The organism is Ochrobactrum sp. SFR4, from assembly GCF_019730395.1.
Lineage (GTDB): Bacteria > Pseudomonadota > Alphaproteobacteria > Rhizobiales > Rhizobiaceae > Pseudochrobactrum.
This window is the reverse complement of the sequence record NZ_JAAPBB010000003.1, coordinates 220,470-242,904: the sequence shown is the minus strand read 5'-3', so window position 1 is coordinate 242,904 and position 22,435 is coordinate 220,470. Positions and strand designations below refer to the sequence as shown.

General features: G+C 52.0%; 21 protein-coding genes. 14 read left to right on the top strand and 7 right to left on the bottom strand.

Annotation, left to right across the window (positions count from 1 at the left end):
• Positions 1 to 212 precede the first annotated feature (212 nt).
• The 4 genes from HBA93_RS05205 (at position 213) to dprA (ending at position 4,364) form a co-directional block, all read left to right on the top strand.
• Positions 213 to 1,187, top strand: coding sequence for an aspartate carbamoyltransferase catalytic subunit (locus HBA93_RS05205; RefSeq protein WP_121992909.1), 975 nt, complete (start codon positions 213 to 215; stop codon positions 1,185 to 1,187).
• Positions 1,187 to 2,473: a dihydroorotase gene (locus tag HBA93_RS05200; protein ID WP_502910040.1), complete on the top strand. Its 1,287-nt coding sequence runs from the start codon at positions 1,187 to 1,189 to the stop codon at positions 2,471 to 2,473. The genes HBA93_RS05205 and HBA93_RS05200 overlap by 1 nt, the downstream gene beginning before the upstream one ends.
• An 85-nt stretch (positions 2,474 to 2,558) precedes the next feature.
• Positions 2,559 to 3,170, top strand: coding sequence for a glycerol-3-phosphate 1-O-acyltransferase PlsY (gene plsY / locus HBA93_RS05195; RefSeq protein WP_121992595.1), 612 nt, complete (start codon positions 2,559 to 2,561; stop codon positions 3,168 to 3,170).
• A gap of 3 nt (positions 3,171 to 3,173) precedes the next feature.
• Positions 3,174 to 4,364, top strand: a complete 1,191-nt coding sequence (gene dprA, locus HBA93_RS05190; protein ID WP_502910048.1) for a DNA-processing protein DprA — start codon at positions 3,174 to 3,176, stop codon at positions 4,362 to 4,364.
• Here the strand turns inward: dprA and HBA93_RS05185 are convergent, their stop codons facing one another.
• Positions 4,365 to 4,544 (bottom strand): hypothetical protein, encoded by a 180-nt coding sequence (locus tag HBA93_RS05185; RefSeq protein ID WP_121992597.1) that lies wholly within the window; start codon positions 4,542 to 4,544, stop codon positions 4,365 to 4,367. It lies immediately after the preceding gene.
• A gap of 299 nt (positions 4,545 to 4,843) precedes the next feature.
• Here HBA93_RS05185 and topA point away from each other — a divergent pair, with 299 nt between their 5' ends.
• The 6 genes from topA (at position 4,844) to rpmG (ending at position 13,005) form a co-directional block, all read left to right on the top strand.
• On the top strand, positions 4,844 to 7,519 hold the full coding sequence (gene topA / locus HBA93_RS05180) for a type I DNA topoisomerase (RefSeq protein ID WP_221722551.1): 2,676 nt from the start codon (positions 4,844 to 4,846) through the stop codon (positions 7,517 to 7,519).
• A gap of 344 nt (positions 7,520 to 7,863) precedes the next feature.
• Entirely contained in the window at positions 7,864 to 10,242 is a 2,379-nt protein-coding gene (gene rnr, locus HBA93_RS05175) for a ribonuclease R (RefSeq protein ID WP_221722550.1), read from the top strand.
• A 27-nt stretch (positions 10,243 to 10,269) separates the two neighbouring features.
• Complete coding sequence (locus tag HBA93_RS05170; RefSeq protein ID WP_121992911.1) at positions 10,270 to 10,722, top strand: DUF983 domain-containing protein; 453 nt, start codon at positions 10,270 to 10,272, stop codon at positions 10,720 to 10,722.
• A 5-nt stretch (positions 10,723 to 10,727) separates the two neighbouring features.
• Entirely contained in the window at positions 10,728 to 11,537 is an 810-nt protein-coding gene (locus HBA93_RS05165; protein WP_502910039.1) for an NUDIX hydrolase, read from the top strand.
• A gap of 5 nt (positions 11,538 to 11,542) precedes the next feature.
• On the top strand, positions 11,543 to 12,736 hold the full coding sequence (locus tag HBA93_RS05160) for an MFS transporter (protein WP_121992600.1): 1,194 nt from the start codon (positions 11,543 to 11,545) through the stop codon (positions 12,734 to 12,736).
• A gap of 101 nt (positions 12,737 to 12,837) precedes the next feature.
• Positions 12,838 to 13,005, top strand: coding sequence for a 50S ribosomal protein L33 (gene rpmG, locus HBA93_RS05155; RefSeq protein ID WP_022712316.1), 168 nt, complete (start codon positions 12,838 to 12,840; stop codon positions 13,003 to 13,005).
• A gap of 103 nt (positions 13,006 to 13,108) precedes the next feature.
• On the opposite strand, the gene HBA93_RS05150 is transcribed toward rpmG, so the two are convergent.
• A complete protein-coding gene (locus HBA93_RS05150; RefSeq protein ID WP_286201761.1) occupies positions 13,109 to 13,504 on the bottom strand; it encodes a VOC family protein in 396 nt (131 codons plus the stop codon).
• A 27-nt stretch (positions 13,505 to 13,531) separates the two neighbouring features.
• Positions 13,532 to 13,903 carry a response regulator gene (locus HBA93_RS05145; protein WP_121992601.1) on the bottom strand — a complete coding sequence of 124 codons (372 nt, stop codon included), beginning with the start codon at positions 13,901 to 13,903 and terminating at the stop codon, positions 13,532 to 13,534.
• Between the two features lie 235 nt (positions 13,904 to 14,138).
• Here HBA93_RS05145 and HBA93_RS05140 point away from each other — a divergent pair, with 235 nt between their 5' ends.
• From HBA93_RS05140 to HBA93_RS05125, 4 genes are all read left to right on the top strand, one after another.
• Positions 14,139 to 14,438 (top strand): DUF3572 domain-containing protein, encoded by a 300-nt coding sequence (locus HBA93_RS05140; protein WP_121992602.1) that lies wholly within the window; start codon positions 14,139 to 14,141, stop codon positions 14,436 to 14,438.
• 115 nt (positions 14,439 to 14,553) lie between these two features.
• Positions 14,554 to 15,900, top strand: coding sequence for a DNA polymerase IV (locus HBA93_RS05135; protein WP_221722646.1), 1,347 nt, complete (start codon positions 14,554 to 14,556; stop codon positions 15,898 to 15,900).
• A gap of 32 nt (positions 15,901 to 15,932) precedes the next feature.
• The gene (locus HBA93_RS05130; RefSeq protein WP_221722549.1) at positions 15,933 to 16,400 is read left to right on the top strand and encodes a GNAT family N-acetyltransferase; all 468 of its coding nucleotides are present in this window, start codon (positions 15,933 to 15,935) and stop codon (positions 16,398 to 16,400) included.
• A 288-nt stretch (positions 16,401 to 16,688) separates the two neighbouring features.
• Entirely contained in the window at positions 16,689 to 18,905 is a 2,217-nt protein-coding gene (locus tag HBA93_RS05125; RefSeq protein WP_221722548.1) for an esterase-like activity of phytase family protein, read from the top strand.
• A gap of 52 nt (positions 18,906 to 18,957) precedes the next feature.
• Here HBA93_RS05125 and HBA93_RS05120 read toward each other — a convergent pair whose 3' ends face one another.
• The 4 genes from HBA93_RS05120 to murI all read right to left on the bottom strand — a co-directional run bounded on the left by HBA93_RS05120 (position 18,958) and on the right by murI (position 22,431).
• Complete coding sequence (locus HBA93_RS05120) at positions 18,958 to 20,010, bottom strand: alpha/beta hydrolase family protein (RefSeq protein WP_221722547.1); 1,053 nt, start codon at positions 20,008 to 20,010, stop codon at positions 18,958 to 18,960.
• A 118-nt stretch (positions 20,011 to 20,128) separates the two neighbouring features.
• Positions 20,129 to 20,938 (bottom strand): MerR family transcriptional regulator, encoded by an 810-nt coding sequence (locus tag HBA93_RS05115; RefSeq protein WP_221722546.1) that lies wholly within the window; start codon positions 20,936 to 20,938, stop codon positions 20,129 to 20,131.
• Between the two features lie 149 nt (positions 20,939 to 21,087).
• Positions 21,088 to 21,519, bottom strand: a complete 432-nt coding sequence (locus HBA93_RS05110; protein WP_221722545.1) for a CHRD domain-containing protein — start codon at positions 21,517 to 21,519, stop codon at positions 21,088 to 21,090.
• 84 nt (positions 21,520 to 21,603) lie between these two features.
• Complete coding sequence (murI, locus tag HBA93_RS05105; RefSeq protein ID WP_221722544.1) at positions 21,604 to 22,431, bottom strand: glutamate racemase; 828 nt, start codon at positions 22,429 to 22,431, stop codon at positions 21,604 to 21,606.
• Positions 22,432 to 22,435: the final 4 nt, after the last annotated feature.

Here is a 22,435-nt window from a genome sequence, read left to right as displayed (position 1 = left end):
TCCATTTAGCCGGAGATTTCAGCCGCCGGTTTTTGTATTTAAAATCTATACGCGAATCTCTAATATCCGCCTTGTGGCATTGTTTGCGGCAAAATTATAAATATCCCCTCAATAATCCGTTTTTCTCCACACTGTTTATTCGACAAAGCCGCAAAAGCATATATAAGGCCGCAAACAAGTTTCTCTGCAAACAAAATATGGGAATAGCTGTGATGACAGAACAATCTCCCGCGCCCCTTTTTCCCCATCGCCATTTGCTCGGGATTAAAGGCCTTTCTCCTCTCGATATTACCACATTGCTGGATCTGGCCGACAGTGAAGTTGCCGTCTCCCGCCAGCCGGAAAAAAAGAAAACAATCCTAAGCGGTCGTACGCAGATTAATCTTTTCTTTGAAAATTCCACCCGAACCCAATCTTCCTTTGAACTTGCCGGTAAGCGCCTCGGCGCCGACGTAATGAATATGTCCGTTGGCAGCTCGTCGGTGAAAAAGGGTGAAACGCTGATTGATACGGCGATGACGCTCAATGCGATGCAGCCGGATATTCTGGTAATCCGTCATGCTTCTGCAGGTGCCGCAGCACTTCTGGCGCAGAAAGTCGGCTGTTCGGTGGTCAATGCCGGCGACGGTGCCCATGAACACCCCACTCAGGCCCTGCTCGATGCTCTGACCATCCGCCGTGCCAAAGGCAAAGTCGGCCGGTTGATTGTGGCTATCTGCGGTGATGTCCTGCATTCGCGTGTGGCCCGCTCCAATATTCTGCTGCTCAATGCGCTGGGTGCGCGGGTACGGGTGATTGCACCATCCACCCTGCTGCCATCCGGCATTGAAAACATGGGCGTTGAAGTTTTCAACTCGATGAAAGAAGGTCTGAAAGACGCCGATGTGGTGATGATGCTGCGCCTGCAGCGTGAGCGTATGAGCGGCTCTTTTGTGCCGTCGGTGCGTGAATATTTCCACTTCTACGGGCTGGATAAAGAAAAGCTCAAATATGCCAAGCCGGACGCTTTGGTAATGCATCCGGGCCCGATGAACCGCGGCGTAGAGATTGCCTCGGACATTGCTGACGGCCCGCAAAGCGTGATCCAGCAACAGGTGGAAATGGGTGTTGCCGTGCGCATGGCCGTGATGGAAGCTTTGCTTGATCCGCGACGAAATCCTGAAAATTTTAACGGTGTTGGAGCCTGATGATGAGCACTACAGTTTACACCAATGCCCGCATCATTGACCCTTCACGCAACCTCGATGAAAACGGCACGCTGATTGTTCAGGGCGGCATTATTATTGCCAGCGGTGCCGATACCAATAACCAAGGCACGCCGGAAGGTGCGGAGATTATCGACCTTAACGGCAATGTACTGATCCCGGGTCTGGTCGACAGCCGCGTGTTTATTGGTGAACCAGGCACAGAACACCGCGAAACCATCGCCTCGGCCAGTCAGGCGGCTGCCGCCGGTGGTGTAACATCCATGATCATGATGCCGGATACCGATCCGGTGATTGATAATGTGGCGCTTGTGGAATTCATCAAGCGTACCGCGCGCGATACCGCGATCGTCAATGTGCATCCTGCTGCTGCCATTACCCGCGGCTTGCTCGGTGAGGAAATGACCGAAATGGGCCTGCTGCGCGAAGCCGGTGCGGTTGCCTTTACTGAAGGCCGCAAATCGCTGGCCAATACGCTGCTGCTGCGCCGTGCGCTGACCTATGCAAAAGATTTCGGCGCCGTTATCGCACATGAAACCATCGACCCGTATCTAGGCGGCGGTGCGATGAATAGCGGGCTTTATGCCAGCTGGCTCGGACTTTCCGGCGCCCCGCGCGAAGCAGAGGTGATTCCGCTGGAACGTGATCTGCGTCTGGCAAGCATGACCGGCGGCAACTATCATGCTGCACAGATCTCCTGCGATATGTCGGCTCAGGTTCTGCGCCGCGCCAAAGAAACGAATTCAAAAGTCAGTGCTGCCGTCTCGATCAATCATTTGTCTCTCAACGAAAATGATATCGGCGAATACCGCACATTCTTCCGTCTTTCACCGCCGCTGCGGAATGAAGATGACCGTCAGGCGATGATTGAAGCTGTGCGCAACGGCACGATTGATGTGATCGTTTCTGCACATAATCCGCAGGATGTTGATACTAAACGTCTGCCATTTGCCGATGCGGAAGCCGGTGCGATCGGTCTGGAAACCCTGATGGGTGCGGCGCTGCGGCTCTATCACAATGACAGTCTCAGCCTGCTGCGTCTAATTGAAGTGCTTTCCACCGCTCCGGCCAAACTCTATGGTCTTGATGCCGGTACATTGAAGGTCGGTGCAAAGGCTGACTTCGCCGTGATTGATCTTTATGAACCATGGGTCGTGAAGGCTGAAGAATTACGCTCACTCTCGAAAAACAGCTCTTTTGAAGATGCTAAATTTCAGGGGCGCGTAATCCGTACTGTGGTCAACGGCAAAACAGTCTTTGCAGTTTAACCACAGATCAATATTGTTTTGGTGCGGATTTTATGCCTAATTTCTGCTGTCCGGTTGCGCGGACAAATCACTCTGAGGGGACTTCATGCTTGAACCACTGATTATCACCGGCAGCGCGGCTGGCATTTTTGCAGCGCTGGTCTTTGGCTATCTGCTCGGTTCAATTCCCTTTGGTTTGCTACTCACGCGCATGGCCGGTCTGGGCGATGTGCGTTCCATCGGCTCCGGCAATATCGGCGCGACCAATGTGCTGCGCACCGGTAATAAGAAAATTGCTGCTGCAACCCTGCTTTGCGACATGCTTAAAGGCACGATCGCCGTGCTGGTTGCGGCCTATTTCGGCCGCGACTATGCCTTGGCCGCAGGGCTTGGCGCATTTCTCGGCCATATTTTTCCGGTCTGGCTTGGATTTAAAGGCGGCAAAGGTGTTGCCACTTATCTCGGTATTCTGCTGGGTCTGGCATGGCCGGGTGCACTGGTTTTTGCAGCTGTATGGATCGTTATCGCTCTCCTCACACGCTATTCTTCGCTCTCTGCGCTGATCGCCTGTATCATCGTTCCGCTTTCTATTCTCTATCTCGGACTGACGAAAACAGCTCTGCTCTTTGCAATTCTGACAGTGATAATTTTTATCAAGCACCGTGCGAATATTGAGCGGTTACTGAGCGGTACAGAAACCAAAATAGGATCAAAATAAATGATCGCAGAGACGGGTTCGCAGTCAAAAGGAATTCGTCTCTCAAATCAGCAGAGACTCAACTGGTTGCGGCTGATCCGCAGCGATAATGTCGGGCCTGCCAGTTTTCGCGATCTGATTGCCTATTGCGGCAGTGCAGCTGCCGCACTTGAGCGCCTGCCCCAGCTGGTGCGCTCCACAGCCAAACGTCCGCTGCGTATTCATACAATTGATGAGGCAGAACAGGAACTGGAAGCGATAGAACGCGCCGGTGCCAAACTTATCGGAATGGGTGAACCGGATTATCCACCCTATCTCAGACAGATGCCCACTCCGCCGCCGCTTGTGACTGTGCTTGGAGATACTGAACTCTTTAGCAAGCCTCCGGTCGCCATTGTCGGCGCGCGCAATGCTTCCGCCACAGCCTGCGCTTTCACAAGCCAGCTGGTTCGCAATCTCGGGCAATCCGGTTGCGCCATCGTTTCCGGCTTTGCCCGTGGCATTGATACGGCAGCACACAAAGCCAGCCTCGAGACAGGTACGATTGCCGTTCTGGCAGGCGGGCTTGACCGCCCCTATCCGCCGGAAAATATTCCGTTGCTCGACCGGATCATTGATAATGGCGGGGTCATTATTACTGAAATGCCGATGGGCTGGGTGCCACGCGCACAGGATTTTCCGCGCCGCAACCGCATTATCGCCGGCCTGTCACTCGGGCTTGCAGTGATTGAAGCGGCACAGCGATCCGGCTCGCTCATCAGTGCGCGACTGGCCGGAGAAATGGGCAGATTGGTTTTTGCTGTCCCCGGCTCACCACTTGATCCGCGGGCGAATGGTGCCAATTCCCTGCTTAAAAACGGCGCCATCATGCTCACCGAAGCGCAGGATATACTTGATGCGCTGGAGCCGATGCTGCGCACAAGTGATGCGGCACCAATGCAGGCCGGAACATTGTTCAATCAAAACACAGCACAGATTTTGATGAAACAACCGGCAAGCACCGGTTTTGATGCCGGTCAAAGTCCGGTTTCTGCGCAAAATGATTATGAGCGTATCCGCAACGCTCTCAGCAATACTCCTGTCTCGGCGGATGTGATTATCCGCCACACAGGGCTGAGTGCTTCCGCCGTGCATCTGGCATTATTGGAGCTTGATCTCGCGGGGCAGTTGCAACGCAGTGACAATGGTCTGGTTGCCCTGCTGCCCTCACAGTAATCAGTTTTTCGTCATCCGGCCTGACTGGGTCCGCAAAACATCTGATGCCTCAACCCATGCCATTTCAATGAAATAAGCCAGCATAGGATAGTGATTTGACTGAGCAATGTGGCGCAATTCCAGTAATTTATCATGAACATAAATGATTTCATGATAGGACTTCTCTTTATCTTCCTTCATGAGCCCGCCTTCAGCGCGAATATATAAATTAATAAACCAAATAAAATGTCATTCTATTGAAACCGGAACTGACAAATTTCATATGTACAATGCCTGAAATCAACCTATGATTACAAAACAAACAATGTCAACCTGTCGTTGTTTTGCGTAAAAAACAGTGGCTTGCTCTTGACCAATCCGATTTCGCTGTTCATTTGAATGACAAATATCCTGCCAGCCTGATGATTTTCAACGCTTGATTTTCAACACTGGCGCAATCCGGGCATATCCGGCTGTGTACGTTAATCTGGACCCGTAATATGAATGTCGTTGTCGTTGAATCGCCCGCCAAGGCCAAAACAATCAATAAATATCTAGGCTCAGGCTATAAGGTTCTGGCCTCTTTCGGTCATGTCCGCGATTTGCCTGCAAAAGACGGATCTGTTCGTCCCGATGAAGATTTTGCCATGAGCTGGGAGGTCGATGCGGCCTCTTCCAAGCGCCTTTCCGAGATCGCCAAAGCGGTCAAGGAAAGTGATGAACTGATTCTGGCAACTGACCCTGATCGCGAAGGGGAAGCGATTTCATGGCATGTTCTGGACGTGCTGCGTCAGAAAAAAGTGCTCGGCTCCAAGCCGGTCAAACGTGTGGTCTTCAACGCCATTACCAAAAATGCGGTTCTGGAAGCGATGGCCAATCCGCGTGAAATCGACGTGCCGCTGGTCGACGCCTATCTGGCGCGCCGTGCACTCGACTATCTGGTGGGCTTTACGCTGTCGCCGGTTCTGTGGCGCAAATTGCCGGGTTCGCGTTCTGCTGGCCGCGTGCAGTCGGTGGCACTGCGCCTCGTTTGCGACCGCGAAACCGAGATCGAACGCTTCATCCGTGAAGAATACTGGAATATTGCCGCCCTGCTCCAGACACCGCGTGAGCATAATTTCACTGCCCGCCTGACTGTTATTGACGGCAAAAAGCTCGGTAAGCTCGACATTAAAAATGAAGAGCAGGCAACCGGTATCCGCACCATGCTGGAAGGCGCAAGCTTCAATGTCATGAGCGTTGACGCTAAGCCGACCAAGCGCAATCCGGGCCCGCCATTCACCACTTCCACCTTGCAGCAGGCAGCCAGCGGTCAGCTCGGCTTCTCCGCATCGCGCACTATGCAGGTTGCACAGCGCCTTTATGAAGGTATCGAGCTTGGCGGTGAAACCACCGGTCTGATCACCTATATGCGTACTGACGGTGTGCAGATGGCGCCGGAAGCAATTTCTGCTGCGCGTAAAGCGATCGGCAACACATTCGGTGACAATTACGTACCGGAAAAGCCGCGCTACTACTCGACGAAAGCGAAAAACGCCCAGGAAGCGCACGAAGCAGTGCGTCCGACCGATTTCAGCCGTCATCCGAAAGAAGTGCGCAAATATCTCGATGAGGATCAGGCCCGCCTCTATGAGCTGATCTGGAAACGCGCCATTGCCAGTCAGATGCAGCCTGCCGATATTGAGCGCACAGTCGTTGATATTGAAGCCAAAAACGGAGCCCGCTCGGCTGTATTGCGTGCCAATGGTTCTGTTGTTCGCTTCAACGGTTTTCTCGCGGCCTATACGGATCACCGTGAAGAAGAAGATGAAGACGAGGACAGCGCACGTCTACCACAGATCAATGCCGGTGAGGTTTTGAAGCGCGAGAAAATCGACGCCACCCAGCATTCAACTGAACCACCGCCGCGCTATTCCGAAGCATCGCTCATCAAGCGCATGGAAGAGCTTGGCATCGGCCGACCATCGACTTATGCGGCAACGCTGAAAACTCTGGGTGACCGCGATTACGTCACGATGGATAAGCGCAAGCTGATCCCGCAGGCCAAAGGCCGTCTGGTCACCGCCTTCCTTGAAAGCTTCTTTGAGCGCTATGTGGAATATGATTTCACCGCTGCGCTGGAAGAAAAGCTCGATCTGATTTCCGACGGCAAGCTGGCATGGAAAGACGTGCTGCGCGACTTCTGGCAGGATTTCTCCGGCAATGTCGACAGCACCAAGGAACTGCGTGTCACCAATGTGCTGGATGCGCTTAATGAGCAGCTCTCCGCTCTTGCCTTTCCGGATCGCGGTGATGGCATGGACCCGCGCATCTGCCCGACCTGCGGCACCGGCAACCTGTCGCTGAAGCTCGGCAAATATGGTGCTTTCGTCGGCTGCTCCAACTATCCGGAGTGCAAATTCACCCGTCAGCTTGGTGGTGAAGGCGAAGGTGATGCGGCAGCTGCATCGGACGAGCCAAAAGTACTTGGTCAGGATCCGGCAACCGGTGAAGATATCACTGCGCGTACTGGCCGTTTCGGCCCGTATATTCAGCGCGGTGAAGGCAAAGAAGCCAAGCGTTCCAGCCTGCCGAAAGGCTGGTCATTGGCCGAACTTGATCTGGAAAAAGCCTTGCAGCTTATCAATCTGCCACGCGATGTGGGTCCGCATCCGGAAAGCGGCAAGATGATCACCGCAAGCCTCGGTCGATACGGCCCTTATATTGCCCATGACGGCGCTTTCGCCAATGTGGACAGTATTGAGGATGTGTTTGAGATCGGCATCAACCGCGCTGTGACTGTGCTGGCAGAAAAAGCCGCTAAAGGCGGTCGCACCCGCGCGACACCGGCTGCTTTGGCAACGCTTGGCGATCATCCGGATGGCGGCTCCATTACTGTGCGTGACGGTCGCTACGGCCCTTATGTTAATTGGGGTAAGGTCAATGCCACGCTGCCAAAGGGCAAAGATCCGGCAACGGTGACAATGGAAGAAGCGCTGGAGCTGATTACAGCGAAAGCCGGCTCTGCCAAGAAGACCACGAAGAAAGCCGCACCGAAAAAAGCGGCAGCTCCGAAGAAGACAACCAAAGCCAAGGCTGCGGATGATGAAGCCAAACCGGTGAAAAAGGCAGCAGCTAAAAAACCGGCTGCGAAAAAAACCACGGCCAAGACTAAGAAAGCAGATGCCGCGGAATAACCGGCCATCAGTTTTAAGAATAAAGGGCACCATTATGGTGCCCTTTTTATTTACAGCACTCTGCTTTTACAGAGGTTCCAGTTAAGACTGAATCGTTGGAACCGCTGTACCTGCTTGTTTTGTGCATTATCCGACGCATCGCAGCAGGAAAAGAAATCAATCGGTCCGGCGAACTGATTTCCCTGCGGAGGCGCTCCGCACTTTTACTGGAAATGCTATAATGTTCATCTTTTCCGGCAGAAACAAGCGCAAGCAAATGTTTCCATTCTGTGCTGAAATGCTTTAAAGAGTTTTCAGGACTTTATGAAAAGTAAATATTAAGGATGACCGGATTGGCTCGCAGAATGACCCCTTCTTCTGACCGCAACAGCGGTTCGGACAAATTGAAAAACCGGAAGGGTGAGAAAAAGAACAAGGCGCTTTCCGGCAAATCCAAAGTGAAACCGCTCTCGGAAGCTTATCTTCCGAGCAAAGAAGATATCCTCACCTTCATCACTGAAAATCCGGATCGCGCTGCCAAGCGTGATATTGCCAAGGCGTTCAATCTCAAGGGTGATGCCCGCATTTATCTCAAAGATATTTTGCGCGAACTGGCCGATGACGGACAGGTGGAGAAGCGTGCCAAGAAACTGTCACGCCCGAACAGCCTGCCGCCAATTGCAGCGCTGACCATTACCGGTCGCGACAGCGATGGCGGCCTGATTGCACGTCCGATTGAGTGGAATAGTGAAACAGCTGCTCCGCTGGTTCTGCTGCGCCGGACGCATAAGGATAAAGGCCCGACGGTTGGTGTCGGCGATCAGGTTCTGGCGAAAATCTTTGCCAGTTCCGATAAAAGCGCTGCGCCCTATACCGGTCGCGTTATCAAAAAACTGGAAAAACGCGATAATGCCGTGCTGGGTGTTTTGCGCCAGTTGCAGAGCGGCGAATACCGTCTTGAGCCGGTCAACCGCAAACAAAGTGAAGTCAGTATTGATGCGCAATATCTGAACGGCGCTGAACCGGGCGATCTGGTTGAAGCGATCCCGCATCAAAAGAGCCGTTTTGGTCTGCCGCAGGGCAAGATTGAACAGGTCATCGGCTCGATCGGCAGTGAAAAAGCGCTGTCGATGATTGCGATTCACGAATATGAAATTCCGCATATTTTCCCTGAAAGAGCGATTGAGCAGGCGGAAAACGCTAAACCTGCCACTATGGCTCATCGTGAGGACTGGCGCTCACTGCCGCTGGTCACCATCGATCCGGCTGATGCTAAAGATTATGACGATGCGGTTTTTGCCGAACCGGATACTGATCCGGCCAATGAAGGCGGTTTTATCATTGTCGTGGCGATTGCCGATGTCAGCCATTATGTGCTGCACGGCTCCTCACTTGACCATGAAGCACTGAAGCGCGGCAATTCGGTCTATTTCCCTGACCGCGTGGTGCCGATGCTGCCGGAGCGCATTTCCAATGATCTGTGCTCGCTGCGTGAAGGTGTTGACCGTCCGGCCATGGCGGTGCGCATCATCATCGGCGCAGATGGCCGCAAACGCTCGCACAGCTTCCACCGCATCATGATGCGCTCGATTGCCCGCCTCGCTTACCAACAGGCTCAGGCAGCCATTGACGGTGCACTGGACGAGAAGACCGAACGCGTTATTGATATCAGCCTGAAACCGCTGTGGAAGGCCTATGCGGCGCTGAAAAAAGCCCGCGACAAGCGCGAGCCGCTGGAGCTTGATCTGCCGGAGAAAAAACTGATCCTCGACGATCAGGGACAGGTGCTGAAAGTGATCGTGCCTGACCGGCTCGATGCGCATAAACTCATCGAAGAATTTATGATTCAGGCCAATGTCGCCGCCGCTGAAACGCTGGAAGCCAAAAACCAGCCGCTGATCTATCGTATTCACGATCTGCCGTCGCTGACCAAGCAGGAATCCCTTCGCGACTTCCTCAAAACACTGGAAATCAGCCTTGCCCGTGGAGCGGAACTGCGCCCGGGCCAGTTCAACGGCATTCTGTCCCGCGTTCGGGGTACAGATCACGAAGAACTGGTCAATCAGGTGGTGCTGCGTTCACAAAGTCAGGCCGAATATAATACCGACAATATCGGCCATTTCGGTTTGAATCTGCGCCATTACGCGCATTTCACCTCGCCGATCCGCCGTTATGCTGACCTGATCGTCCATCGTGCACTGATCCGCGCGCTCAATCTGGGTCCCGATGGTCTGAGCAATGACGAGATTGGCGAATTGCCGGCCATTGCGCTCAGTATTTCCCAGACAGAGCGCCGCGCCATGCTGGCCGAACGTGAAACGACAGATCGCCTGATTGCCCATCATCTTGCAGAACAGGTTGGCAATGAGTTTCAGGCACGTGTGCAGGGTGTGACCAAAGCCGGTCTGTTTGTGACCCTTGCGACATATGGCGCCGACGGCTTTATTCCCATTTCCACTTTGGGTCGGGAATATTATCACTATGATGAAGCCGGTCATTCTGTCGCCGGTGAACGGTCAGGCAAAGGCTATCGTCTTGGCGACAGTGTGGAAGTACGGCTGGTTGAAGCGCAGCCGGTTGCCGGAGCACTGCGTTTTGAAATGCTGACAGAACCGCGTTTGCTGCCTGCATCCTTGCAATCGCACCATAAAGCTACCAAATTCAGCCGCAAGGCGGGAAAATCCCGCACCGGCGGTCCGGCCAGAGGCAAACCAGCCCATATTTCGCGTAAAAGCAAAAGATAACCCCGACACAGGTACTGGGAGACGATGATGAGCAGCGATCAGACCCTGACACAGACGGAAACGCAGGTTTTCGGCGGCGAGAAGACAAAGCCCGCCCGCACACCGCGCCCGTTGGGACAAGCCATGCAGCGCGGTTTTCTCTCCCGCTGCCCGCATTGCGGTGACGGCAAATTGTTCCGCTCCTTCCTGCGTCCGGTCGCCAATTGCTCTGTCTGTAATGAAGATTACACGCCGCAGCGCGCCGATGATCTGCCTGCCTATCTGACTGTGCTGATTGTCGGCCACATCGTGGTCGCGCTGTTCATGATGGTGGAAAATATGGGCGGCCTGTCACTCTGGGGGCATCTGGCCATCTGGGGGCCGGTGACCATTCTGATGTCACTGGTGCTGCTGCAACCGATCAAAGGTGCCACCATCGGCCTGCAATGGGCGCTCTATATGCATGGCTTTGATAAAGAAAGTCAGCAGGAATATATCTGACGCAAATGTCAGGACATAAAACAGACCACGCTTTACAGAATATGCACCGGCCGGATGATGCGGCAGCCCTGAACAATCAGGGCACCGCAGCATCCCGCACGATCCGGCCGCGTGATGCCGCCTCACTCATCCTCATCGACCGCAACGGCAAAGAACCGCGTCTTCTCATGGGACGTCGCGCCCGTGCGATGCATTTCATGCCGGATATGTTTGTCTTTCCCGGCGGCGGTACAGAAGCGCAGGACGGCAGAATTAATGCTGCCAACAGCCTCAGACCACAGGATGAAGCCAAATTGCTGGCAGGACTTGGCAAGCGTTCCAGCACACAACGTGCCCGCGCCTTGGCCATGACCGCGATACGCGAAACCTATGAGGAAACCGGCCTGCTGCTCGGCACGCCGCATGAGGAGGCGCAAACACATCCGTGGACAGGCTTTGCCCGCTGCAATCACCTGCCTGATTTATCGCAGCTGCGCTATGTGGCGCGCGCGATCACGCCGCCCGGTCATGTGCGCCGCTATGATGCGCGGTTCTTTGCCAGTTTTCTGGATGAAATCAGCCCGGAACTCCCTGCCCGAAACCGCAATCCGGCTGACATAAGTGCTATAGAATCATCTGCTTATAATGAGCCGGAATTGTCTGATTTGAAATTTGTGAGCTTTTCCGAGGCCTTTAATCTCAATATTGCAGCGATTACGCGCATTATTTTACGGGATATCGAAAAACTCCTGCTCGAAGACAGGGATTTGTCCTCTATATATCCGGTTCCGTTCTATCGTAAACGGCATGGCCGTCATGTCCGTGAGGTGATTTAAGTTTCATGCAGCAAGACCATCTTTCAACTGAACCCGCCTCAGAGGTGATACAGCCAACACAATGGCGCTCGCTGGGCGCAGCCATTGCCACGATCAGCGCTGTCGGTGCAGCGATCGGCCTTGGTATTCCGCTGCTGAGTGTGCTTCTGGAAAGCCGCGGCTATTCAGCCAGCACCATCGGTGCCAATACGGCTGTTGCCGGTCTTGCATCACTGTTTGGTGCAGCGCTATCCGCGCGCATTGGCTCCTATCTGGGCGTTGCACGTTCGATGATGCTGATGCTGTTCATCAGCGGTCTGTCCTTTCTCGGCTTTTATCTGTTTCCGAATATTATTGCATGGTTTGCACTGCGCGTTTCCTTACATTTCGCGCTCACCGTGCTGTTTGTGCTGTCTGAATATTGGGTCAACACCTCTGCCCCGCCTGCCAAACGCGGACTGGTACTTGGTATTTACGCGACCTGTCTTTCTCTCGGCTTCGCAGTCGGCCCGTGGCTGTTCTCAATCATCGGCAGCGGCGGCTTCATGCCGTTTGGTATCGGCATCGTTATTATTGCGCTGGCAGCCTTCCCTGTCATGATTGCCAGTAAAGACAGCCCTGAATTCGAGGAAGGCGAGCATGTGCCCTTCCTGCCTTATATTTTTGCTGTTCCGGCAGCGACAATGGCGGTTTTCGTCTATGGTGCAGTAGAAACCGGCGGCTTTGCACTGTTTCCGGTCTTCGGCACACGTGTTGGTCTCAATGAAGGTGATGCGGCGCTGCTGCTAACCATGGTCGGTCTCGGCAATGTGCTGATGCAGATTCCGCTCGGCCTGGTCTCCGATCGTATCGGTGACCGCCGTATTCTGCTGCTAATTTGTGCTATCATCGGCTTTGCCGGTATGGTACTGCTGCCTTATGTTGTCACTAACTGGTATCTGATGGCAGTTCTGCTGCTGATCTGGGGCGGTGTGGTTGCCGGTCTTTATACTGTCGGCCTCGCCCATCTTGGTTCGCAATTGCAGGGACGTGAGCTTGCTTCAGCCAATGCCGCGTTCATTTTCTGCTATGGTATCGGTATGCTGGCAGGGCCTCAGGCAGCTGGTGTCGGCATGGATTTGCTGGGAGCAACAGGTTTCCCGGTCACTTTATCACTCTTTTTTGCAGCATTTATCATAATTCTGCTTATCAGACTGGTAGTTCGTAAACAGCGGGCTTGACTTTTCGGCGCGTATCCGTAGTGTCGCGCCAAATTCCCGCACCCGGATGAAATCGCCGGAATCGCAGGCGGTTTTATTTTTTTAAAGAGCAGGATAACGTTATGGCTAAGGCTACAACAATCAAAATCAAGCTGTTGTCGACCGCAGACACAGGCTTCTTCTACGTAACCAAGAAGAACAGCCGTACAATGACTGAAAAAATGACAAAGCGTAAATACGACCCGGTTGCTAAGGCACACGTCGAATTCAAAGAAACCAAAATCAAATAATTCTGGTTTCGGTTATTAAAAAACCCGGACTGTTATCAGTCCGGTTTTTTTTATTGCCTGAATACGGAGCGTTTCCGATTGGCAATCTGAGTAAAAGCCTTGATTAAGCCACCCAATCCGTCTGCTGCAACACAATACGGTAACCGTCCGGATCTTCGAAGGTTATCCCCTTCTTGTCCCAGTAAGGATTGAAGGAGCTCACAGGTAAAAAGCCGGCAGCTTTCATACGGCCAACAGCATTTTCCCACTCAATCTGATCCGGCAAATAAAAAACCAGCAGATTCTCTTTGGTTGGTGCCTTACCGGCATGATGTTTGTTGGTGCGTGTGAATGCAAAATGATAGGGCACATTTTCACGCCCCATAATGATCGCGTCAAAACCATCATGATCCTGAAAACGATCAAGAACTGTCAGTCCTAAACCATCCTGATAAAAGGGAAGCAGCGCATCCAGATTATCTGTCGGTCTTACGATGCGGAACTTGGGAACATTCATCATTCACCTCAATAAGGCGAAGTCCTGTAACTACAGGTCACCGAGATAGGATTTGATTGTCTCAATAAAGCGCGGCACGGAGATCGGCTTGGAAATATAGGCCTCGCAACCACCCTGACGGATACGCTCTTCGTCGCCCTTCATGGCAAAGGCCGTGACTGCGATAACCGGAATGGCTTTCAGATCGTCATCCTCTTTCAGCCATTTGGTGACTTCAAGACCAGAGACTTCCGGCAGCTGAATATCCATCAAAATCAGATCAGGACGATGAATACGTGCCAGATCCATAGCTTCAAGACCATTGCGTGTACGGATGGTTTCATAACCGCTGGCTTCAATCAGATCGCGGAAAAGCTTCATATTCAGCTCATTATCTTCGACGATCATTACTTTTTTGGTCATGAGAAAATACCTTATTACTCAGAATATTATCTGAATATATCCGCGTGCCTGGCCGCAGCATTTCGTAGTTTTCGGCTCACGTCAATTACCACTCACGGGTACAGCACACAGAGACCATAATTATTCCGACCCGAAGAGCATAGCATTGAACAATGACCAAATTGACCCTAAACAGTTTTCATACAGCTAAAGATGCAATTAAAGTTGCCAAAACGTAAAAGCCAGCGGATATAAAATGTCAAAAACTGTCTTGAATCAAAGCGATGCTGAAAATCTGGCCATTGAAGCTCTGGTCTTTCTGGCACAGCAGCCGGATCTGATGAATCGCTTTCTGTCCCTCACCGGCATTGAAGTCTCATCCATCCGCGAAGCCGCAGGTGAACCGGCTTTTCTGACCGGTGTATTACAGTTCTATCTGGCACATGAGCCAACGCTCATGCAGTTTTGCGAAGCAACCGGTCACAAGCCGGAAAGCATGAATCAAGCGCTGCGCTTTCTGCCAAACGGTGACAGTGCTTACGACCAATCCATGTAAGTGCAATCTTTTGCATCGCTGCAGATTGTGTATAAAATTCGCTGGCACTTGAAATCATCTGCCTGTATTGTGCAAATGTTCCGCTTATGTTCGGATCATGATACAGGTTTTTACGATGGTCAACGGTGTTTCCGGTTATTTTGCTGAGGCCGATCCGCAGTCAGGTTTCTGCCGCGATTGCCTGACTGTGCAGAAAAAGCGCCGCACTGAACCACGCCCGCGTTGCAGCGCTTGCGGCAGTCCGCGTCTGGTGCGCCATGAAGAGCTTTATGATTTAAGCTTTGCACATATTGATTGTGATGCTTTTTACGCTTCCATTGAAAAACGCGACAATCCTGAACTGCGTGACAAGCCGGTGATTGTCGGCGGCGGCAAGCGTGGTGTCGTTTCCACCTGCTGCTACATTGCGCGCATCCACGGCGTGCGCTCCGCCATGCCGACCTTCAAAGCTATTGAGCTCTGCCCGCAGGCCGTATTCGTTAAGCCGAATATGGAGAAATACCGCAAGGTCGGGCATCAGATTCGCCAGATGATGTTTGATCTCACGCCGCTTGTCGAACCGCTTTCGATTGATGAAGCGTTTCTGGATCTGCGCGGCACGGCCAAATTGCACCGTGCACCGCCTGCTCTTGTGCTGGCAGAATTCGCCCGCCGTATTGAACAGGAAATCGGCATCACGGTTTCTGTCGGTCTGTCCTATTGCAAGTTTCTGGCAAAACTTGCCTCAGACATGGAGAAGCCGCGCGGTTTTTCGGTGATAGGAGAAAAAGAAGCGCAGAATTTTCTGAAGTCCAAACCTGTCAACATGATCTGGGGTGTCGGCAAGGCGCTCAATGCCAAGCTCAATGCTGACGGTATTCAGACCATAGGGCAACTGCAGCAAATGGAGGAATCTGCGCTGATGAAGTCCTATGGCGTGATGGGGCAGCGGCTTTACCGCCTCTCCCGTGGCATGGATACGCGCACTGTGCAGCCGGAAAGCGAGATGAAGAGCATCTCCAATGAAACCACTTTTGATATTGATATCGCCAAAGCTGAGGAGCTGGTGCCGGTTCTGCGTGCACTGTCGGAAAAAGTTGCCGGACGGTTGAAGCATGGCGAGATTGCCGGTCATACAGTGGTGCTGAAGCTCAAGACCAAGGATTTCCAGAGCCGTACCCGCAATCATCGTCTGAGCGATCCCACGCAGCTTGCAGACAGGATTTTCCGCACCGGTCTTTATATGTTGCAAAAGGAAATTGACGGCACTCAATATCGTCTGCTCGGCATCGGTGTTACCGACCTCACCGATCCGGTGAAAGCCGATCCGCCTGATCTGGTGGATATCAAAGCAGGTAAGCGTGCAGCGGCTGAAACTGCCATTGATAAGCTACGCTCCAAATTCGGCTCCAAAACAGTGGAAACCGGCTACACATTTGGTAAAGGTAACCTCGCCCGCCCGCAGACACCGTCAGATAAATAAATGCCTTCAAGTATTTATATGGAAGATAAAATATGATTATCAGACCTGCCCGATTGAATGATGCTGAGGCCATGAGCCGTGTATTGACAGATATTATTGCAGTTACACAACGGCAGCGTCCGCATGATCAGGATTTTGTGTGCGACACTTATATCAATAATCCGCACGGCATTTTGTGCAGCGTTGCAGAAGATGAGAATGGTGAGGTTTTGGGCTTTCAATCGCTGATCCGCGCTGCTGAGGACAATAAATATGGTGTCGCAGCAGGCTGGGGCATTATCGGCACCCATGTCAGCCCGAACGCAGCCCGCCGCGGTGTTGGCAAGGCTCTGTTCGCCGCAACAAAACTCGCAGCTGAAAACGCAAATCTGCAAAATATTGACGCAACTATCGGCGCGGATAATGCCAACGGGCTTGCTTATTATGACGCAATCGGTTTCCAAAGCTATCGCACCGGAGATAATACAATCTGCAAGCGTTTCAGCGTTTTCTCTTCATAATTGCATTCCATTTACCCACCGTTTTGTTAGCGAATAAAATGCTAATAAAAGTCATGTCATCATTTCTTCACGGAAGTGACATTTGCCTGCAACAGAGAACGGCGAAACCTCCCCTCAATGTCTGAATCAAAAAGTGGCAGGCCATAGCAAAATGGTGATTTCGAGCACCGGAACGCAGCGTATATATAATTACGTGAGTACCGGAAGCGCAGAAATAGCCATTTACAGCAAAGCAAGGCGACTTTTGGATCAGAGATCCGGAATTTATCGCAACATTCGGGGATATTCATGTCGCGCCGCTCAATGAGACTTTCTCTCATCACCGCTCTTACTGCCACCTTAGCAAGCTCTGTTGCCTTTTCCGCTTCGGCAGAGCCGGTTTTCAACCGTATTGCCAGCTTTGCGGTAACAGACAATCTGCCGAAAGATGCAGACGTCAAAGCAGCAACCTCTTCGGAAATCATTACGGTTTCGGAAGATGGCAATACGCTAATCTATTCCGACAGTCCTTATGGTGGTATCGGTTTTGTTGACATTACCGACCCTAAAAACCCGAAAGCCGGTGGTGTACTCAAAGTTGAAGGCGAACCGACTTCAGTGACTGTCGCCGGCAAACGCATCCTCGCCGGCGTCAACACATCAGAAAGCTATGTCAAACCATCCGGTCGTCTGGATGTGATTGATATTGCGTCGCGCAAAGTTGAAATGAGTTGCGATCTCGGCGGCCAGCCGGATTCTGTTGCTGTTTCTCCTGACAAGAAATTCCTCGCAGTCGCCATTGAGAATGAACGCGATGAAGAGCTGAATGACGGTGAACTGCCGCAGCTTCCGGCCGGTAATCTGGTTATTCTCGACCTCAAAGACGGTAAGCCTGACTGCAAAACCATGAAACTCGTGGATATGACCGGCATTGCGGAAATCGCGCCGGAAGATCCGGAGCCGGAATTTGTTTCCTTCAACAGCAAGAATGAAATTGCTGTTACCCTGCAGGAAAACAACCATATCGCGATTATTGATGCGGCTTCCGGCAAAATCACATCGCACTTCTCTGCCGGCACAGTTGATCTCGACAAGATCGACACCAAGAAAGACGGCCAGATCAAGTTCAACGGCGAAATGAAGAATGTTGCCCGCGAGCCGGATACCATTAAATGGGTTGGTGATGACCGTCTTCTGACCGCCAATGAAGGTGATTATAAAGGCGGCTCCCGCGGTTTCACCATTTTCGACACAAGCGGCAAAGTGCTCTACGATTCAGGCAATACGCTGGAGCATAAGATTGCAGCGCACGGTCATTATCCTGAAAAGCGCAATAAAAAAGGCGTAGAGCTGGAAGGCGCTGAAGTTGGTCGCTTCGATGATACAGATTACCTGTTTATCGCCAGCGAACGCGGCTCGATGGTCAGCGTTTATAAAGACACCGGTAAAGACCCTGAATTCGTGCAACTGCTGCCATCCGGCATCGGCCCTGAAGGTGTTCTGGCGATCCCGTCACGCAACCTGCTGGTCACGGCGAATGAAACCGATCTGGGTGAAGACGGCGGTGCCCGTTCTCATGTGATGATCTATGAACTGCAGGACAAACCTGCCACCTACCCGCAGCTGGTTTCGGAACTGACTGAAGAAGGCACGCCAATCGGCTGGGGCGCTCTGTCCGGTCTGGTTGCAGATGAAAGCAAAGACGGTATTCTCTATGCCATCTCTGACTCCGCCTATTATGCAGCACCAACCATCTATACGATTGATGCCAACCAGAAGCCTGCGAAAATCACTTCAGCTCTGTTGGTAAAACGCGGTAAAGATGCAGCGCAAAAGCTTGATCTTGAAGGCATTACGACGGATGGTAGAGGCGGCTTCTGGCTGGCCAATGAAGGCGACCAGAAGAAGCTCGTTCCGCATGCAATTCTCAATGTAAATGACAAAGGCGAGATCAAAAAAGAAATCGCTTTGCCTGAAGACCTGCTCAAGCACCAGACCCGTTTCGGTCTTGAAGGTATTACCCGTACCGGTGAAGGCGATAATGAAACGCTCTGGATGGTGGTACAGCGCGAATGGGCTGACGACGAAAAGGGCAACGTCAAAATCCTCAGCTACAATCTGAAGAGTGAAGAATGGGCTGCGGTTGCCTATCCGCTGGATAAGAAAGAAAAGGGCTGGGTTGGTCTCTCTGAAGTGACTGCCCATGACGGCCAGCTCTATATCGTTGAGCGTGATAATCTCATCGGCAAGGAAGCTGTCAACAAGCGCCTTTACAAAGTGGCTCTGGCAGACCTGAAACCGGCTAAAATCGGCGAGAAACTGCCGGTCGTCAGCAAGACATTAGTTTATGATTTCATTCCTGATCTCAAGAAACTCAATGGCTTTGTACCGGACAAGGTTGAAGGCTTCGCCATCGACAAAAACGGCATTGGCTATGTCGTGACCGATAATGACGGTGTTGACGGTTCCAGCGGTGAAACCCAGTTCTTCACTGTCGGTAAAGTCAGTGAATTGAAAACTCAATAAGCCTCCCAAGGCTCTCTAAAAGAAAAGGCCGCTTTATAGCGGCCTTTTTGTATTATTGGGCGGGAATGGATTTTGCCAGAAATGCAATAATCATGTCCGCCACTTCACGGTGTATCGCCTCACGGCTGCGCCCTGCACCGTCTTTGCAGACAATACCGTCTCCTGGGGTTTCCGCTTCGATCAACTCAGCTGCTCCCGCCTTACATATCTGCATAAAGCTGAAATGCGCGGCATCAGCGATCTCGAAATATTGCGTGGCTTTATCGGACATATTCGCTGCGATATAGCCGGATTCCAATTTGGCAGGCAGGTCACCAATATCAACGCCAGCACCAAAGATCAGTGCAGGCACTGAAATACTGTTCAGGCTCTCCGGTGTAAAACCACGCGCCAACCCCAGATCGAGCGAAACAATCGCATCCACACGCGGATCGGCTTTCATTGTTTTCAGTTTTTCAGCTGCAACATCACCCTGCGGCTTGATCAGCTCTTCTGCCAAACCACAAGTACGCGGATTGGGATTGTCTTTGCAGTCTTTCTCAAAACGCTCCCGATCAAACTGTGCTCCGGCCAGAGCGACAACTGACCAGCCACCGAGAGAATGGCCAATCGCGGCAATGCGGTCAGGCTCAATCCTGCCTGCCAGAGCGCTGTCAGAGGTCACAATATCAATCACACGGCTAAGGTCATGCGGGCGTTCCCAGAGCTTTGCAGCCTGCTCTTGATCGCGATTAAATGTGGTAGTGCCCGGATGATCCGGCGCGGCAACGATATAACCCTGCCCGACCAGCTCACCCGCCAGCCAGTTCAGATTACGCCAACTGCCACCATAGCCATGAGACAAAATCACAAGCGGATGGGATTTACCGTCAGGCGCTGCATTTGGTATTGCCTGAATGCCTTTAAACACCGGATTTTCACCAATCGTCTCTACTGGTTTTGTGTCCGATGCCGGATACCAAAGCGCAATTTTCAAATCACGTTTGCCGCTCTTATCCGCCAATTCAGTTTGCCGGAAACCAACCTGCTCTGCCATGGCCGCAAAGCTGCCTGTCAGTGTCAAAATGCTTAACCCTGCCGCCAATGTAGTTACTGTCTGTCTCATTGTTACAATCTCCGCTGATATTCTTTTTCGTTACCGGCAGTAAAATCCAATCATAGAAAAAGAGCGCCCTGAAACATGATCAAGGTCGCTCATTTATCATTTCATCTTTGAATGCTGATTATTTCAGCGGAATATAGATCTCGGTCACGCTTTCCGGATTCATCGGCCCGAGAAAACGCGCACCGCTATATTCAAACTCTATCCCTTCATCAGGCTGCATGCCTGCGCTTGGCAGCCATTCCGAATATGCAGCACGGAATGTTTCCGGCAAAGTTGTTACCTCACCGTGATGTTCGACCTTAGCGTAATAACGCCCCGGAATCTCCATCGCGATCAGTCCGTCAGGAATAGCCGCATCTGCGCCAACCGGCAGGCCTGCAATATAGCGCCACTGCCCGTCTGCTAGCGGTTGACAAATGCCGAAAGTGCCCACTGGCTCTTCCAGACGCTCAATCTCATGCTCGCGCGCTTCAAAACGATCCCACATTTGCGCAATACTGCCCTCGTCCTCAGGATACCAACACATGCCGATAATACGCTGTGCGGCGAAGAAAACCTGTTCAGGCTTTTGTAATTCAGGCATTGTGCGCTCCGGTTGTGCGAGATAGCGATGAAGATGGCCAAGCGTTTTCTGACGGCGGTTTATATCAGCTTCCAGCTGAACGGCATGGTTTTCCAGCACTGCATGCATCTTTTCTACACTGTCCAAGCCGCCGTCAACTGCCAGTGTTTTGATCTCATCCAATGCCATACCCAGCTGTTTCAGCCAGACGATGCGACCGAGTGTTACAATCTGCTCCGGCCGGTAATAACGGTAGCCGTTATCCTGTCCGTTCAATGTCGGGCTGAACAGACCAATACTATCATAATGGCGCAGGGTCTTGGTGCTTACGCCCTGTGAGCGCGCCATTTGTCCGATTGTCAGCATACTATCTCCTTGTGAGTCTCATCGCACAAGCTATGCAGGGTTGCCCTTAGGGTAAGGTCAAGCAAGTTTCACTGACAAACTGACTTCAGCAAAAAATAAGCGCTCCCTGCATCCTTTCAGGAAGCGCTTTATCATGATTACAAACAGTTTTACTTGTGTGTCAGCTGTGTTCTGATCTCACCACCCGGATGTTTTTCCGTATGAATGTTGAAATACCAATGTCCTGACAGCAGTTGTTTTTCCTGCTCTTTGGTCAGCTTTTCAGTGCCCTCAATCGGGCTCTTCAATGCATCAGGCTTAATGGGAATAATCACATCGGCATTTTGTCTGGTCGTTGCCGGCCCGTGAAAATGCGCCATTGTTGCAGTGCCACTCAGACCGCTATAGCTGACATGCCATTTCAGTACTTTGCTGATTGTATTATAGCTGGCTTTAAGCTGCCCTTTGGCTGCTGTCACAACATGCGGAATTTCTTTATTACCCGACAAACTGCTTTCAAAATTCAGTGTTTTTGCATAAGCGGCACCGGAAAACATTGAAACTGCAATAATAAGCGCCGCAGAAATTTTTAAAATCCTCACGATAAAACTCCATAAAAAAACAATAAATACAGTTATTTATACAGAGTAATTATAGTTTAGATTTAATTTTAGAGCAAATATCGATCAGTTCCTCAGACCAAAACCCTGCAACAAACGGCGGATTGCATAATCAGGTTTTCCGGAAGTAAATACCGCAAGATCCTCATGGTGATGCAGGCTTTTATCCTTCGCCTCCGGCAACAGAGAGAGCATGCGTCGCGCAATTGCTTCTGCCGGATCAAGCCAGTCTACCGGCCACGGTGCCAATCGGCGGAATACATTCGCCAGAAACGGATAATGTGTGCAGGCCAGCACCACGATATCAGTGCGCTGACCATCCTGCTCGATAAAGCACGGTGTGATCTGCTCCAGCACCAGTTCATCGTCAATCTTTTCGCCGCGAATATGCGCTTCCGCCAATGTGGCCAGCCGGTCGGCACCAACAAGACGCACATGGCATTGCGAGGCGAAAGACTGGATCAAATCCCGCGTATAGGCGCGTTTAACCGTGCCCGGTGTCGCCAGAACCGAGACAAGACCGGAATGTGTGCGCTCAGCTGCAGGCTTAATCGCCGGAACTGTACCGACAAAAGGCGTATCGGGAAAAGCCTGCCGTAGATCATCCAGCACAAGTGTGGACGCCGTATTACAGGCAATCACGCAAAGCTGAGGATGAAAACGGCGGATCAGATCAGCGAACAGGCCGACAATGCGCTCGCGCAGAGCCGGTTCTTCCCATGAACCATAGGGAAAGCCCGCATCATCAGCCACATAGATAAAATGGCGGTCGGGCATCAGCACCCGCGCCTCGCGCAACACAGTCAGGCCGCCGATACCGCTGTCAAAAACGATAACCGGCGCATCCTGCCTGCTGGAAATATTGGTTGCTGTATATTGCGCGAGATGGTGCATCGCA

Bases quoted from the DNA above. Each gene is read 5' to 3' on its own strand.
- HBA93_RS05145 (WP_121992601.1), bottom strand. From the start codon at position 13,903: ATGACCAAAAAAGTAATGATCGTCGAAGATAATGAGCTGAATATGAAG.
- plsY (WP_121992595.1), top strand. From the start codon at position 2,559: ATGCTTGAACCACTGATTATCACCGGCAGCGCGGCTGGCATTTTTGCA.
- HBA93_RS05205 (WP_121992909.1), top strand. From the start codon at position 213: ATGACAGAACAATCTCCCGCGCCCCTTTTTCCCCATCGCCATTTGCTC.
- topA (WP_221722551.1), top strand. From the start codon at position 4,844: ATGAATGTCGTTGTCGTTGAATCGCCCGCCAAGGCCAAAACAATCAAT.
- HBA93_RS05140 (WP_121992602.1), top strand. From the start codon at position 14,139: ATGTCAAAAACTGTCTTGAATCAAAGCGATGCTGAAAATCTGGCCATT.
- HBA93_RS05165 (WP_502910039.1), top strand. From the start codon at position 10,728: ATGTCAGGACATAAAACAGACCACGCTTTACAGAATATGCACCGGCCG.
- HBA93_RS05150 (WP_286201761.1), bottom strand. From the start codon at position 13,504: ATGATGAATGTTCCCAAGTTCCGCATCGTAAGACCGACAGATAATCTG.
- HBA93_RS05170 (WP_121992911.1), top strand. From the start codon at position 10,270: ATGAGCAGCGATCAGACCCTGACACAGACGGAAACGCAGGTTTTCGGC.
- HBA93_RS05185 (WP_121992597.1), bottom strand. From the start codon at position 4,544: ATGAAGGAAGATAAAGAGAAGTCCTATCATGAAATCATTTATGTTCAT.
- HBA93_RS05120 (WP_221722547.1), bottom strand. From the start codon at position 20,010: ATGAGACAGACAGTAACTACATTGGCGGCAGGGTTAAGCATTTTGACA.
- rnr (WP_221722550.1), top strand. From the start codon at position 7,864: ATGACCCCTTCTTCTGACCGCAACAGCGGTTCGGACAAATTGAAAAAC.
- rpmG (WP_022712316.1), top strand. From the start codon at position 12,838: ATGGCTAAGGCTACAACAATCAAAATCAAGCTGTTGTCGACCGCAGAC.
- HBA93_RS05130 (WP_221722549.1), top strand. From the start codon at position 15,933: ATGATTATCAGACCTGCCCGATTGAATGATGCTGAGGCCATGAGCCGT.
- HBA93_RS05135 (WP_221722646.1), top strand. From the start codon at position 14,554: ATGGTCAACGGTGTTTCCGGTTATTTTGCTGAGGCCGATCCGCAGTCA.
- HBA93_RS05125 (WP_221722548.1), top strand. From the start codon at position 16,689: ATGTCGCGCCGCTCAATGAGACTTTCTCTCATCACCGCTCTTACTGCC.
- HBA93_RS05160 (WP_121992600.1), top strand. From the start codon at position 11,543: ATGCAGCAAGACCATCTTTCAACTGAACCCGCCTCAGAGGTGATACAG.
- HBA93_RS05200 (WP_502910040.1), top strand. From the start codon at position 1,187: ATGATGAGCACTACAGTTTACACCAATGCCCGCATCATTGACCCTTCA.
- HBA93_RS05115 (WP_221722546.1), bottom strand. From the start codon at position 20,938: ATGCTGACAATCGGACAAATGGCGCGCTCACAGGGCGTAAGCACCAAG.
- murI (WP_221722544.1), bottom strand. From the start codon at position 22,431: ATGCACCATCTCGCGCAATATACAGCAACCAATATTTCCAGCAGGCAG.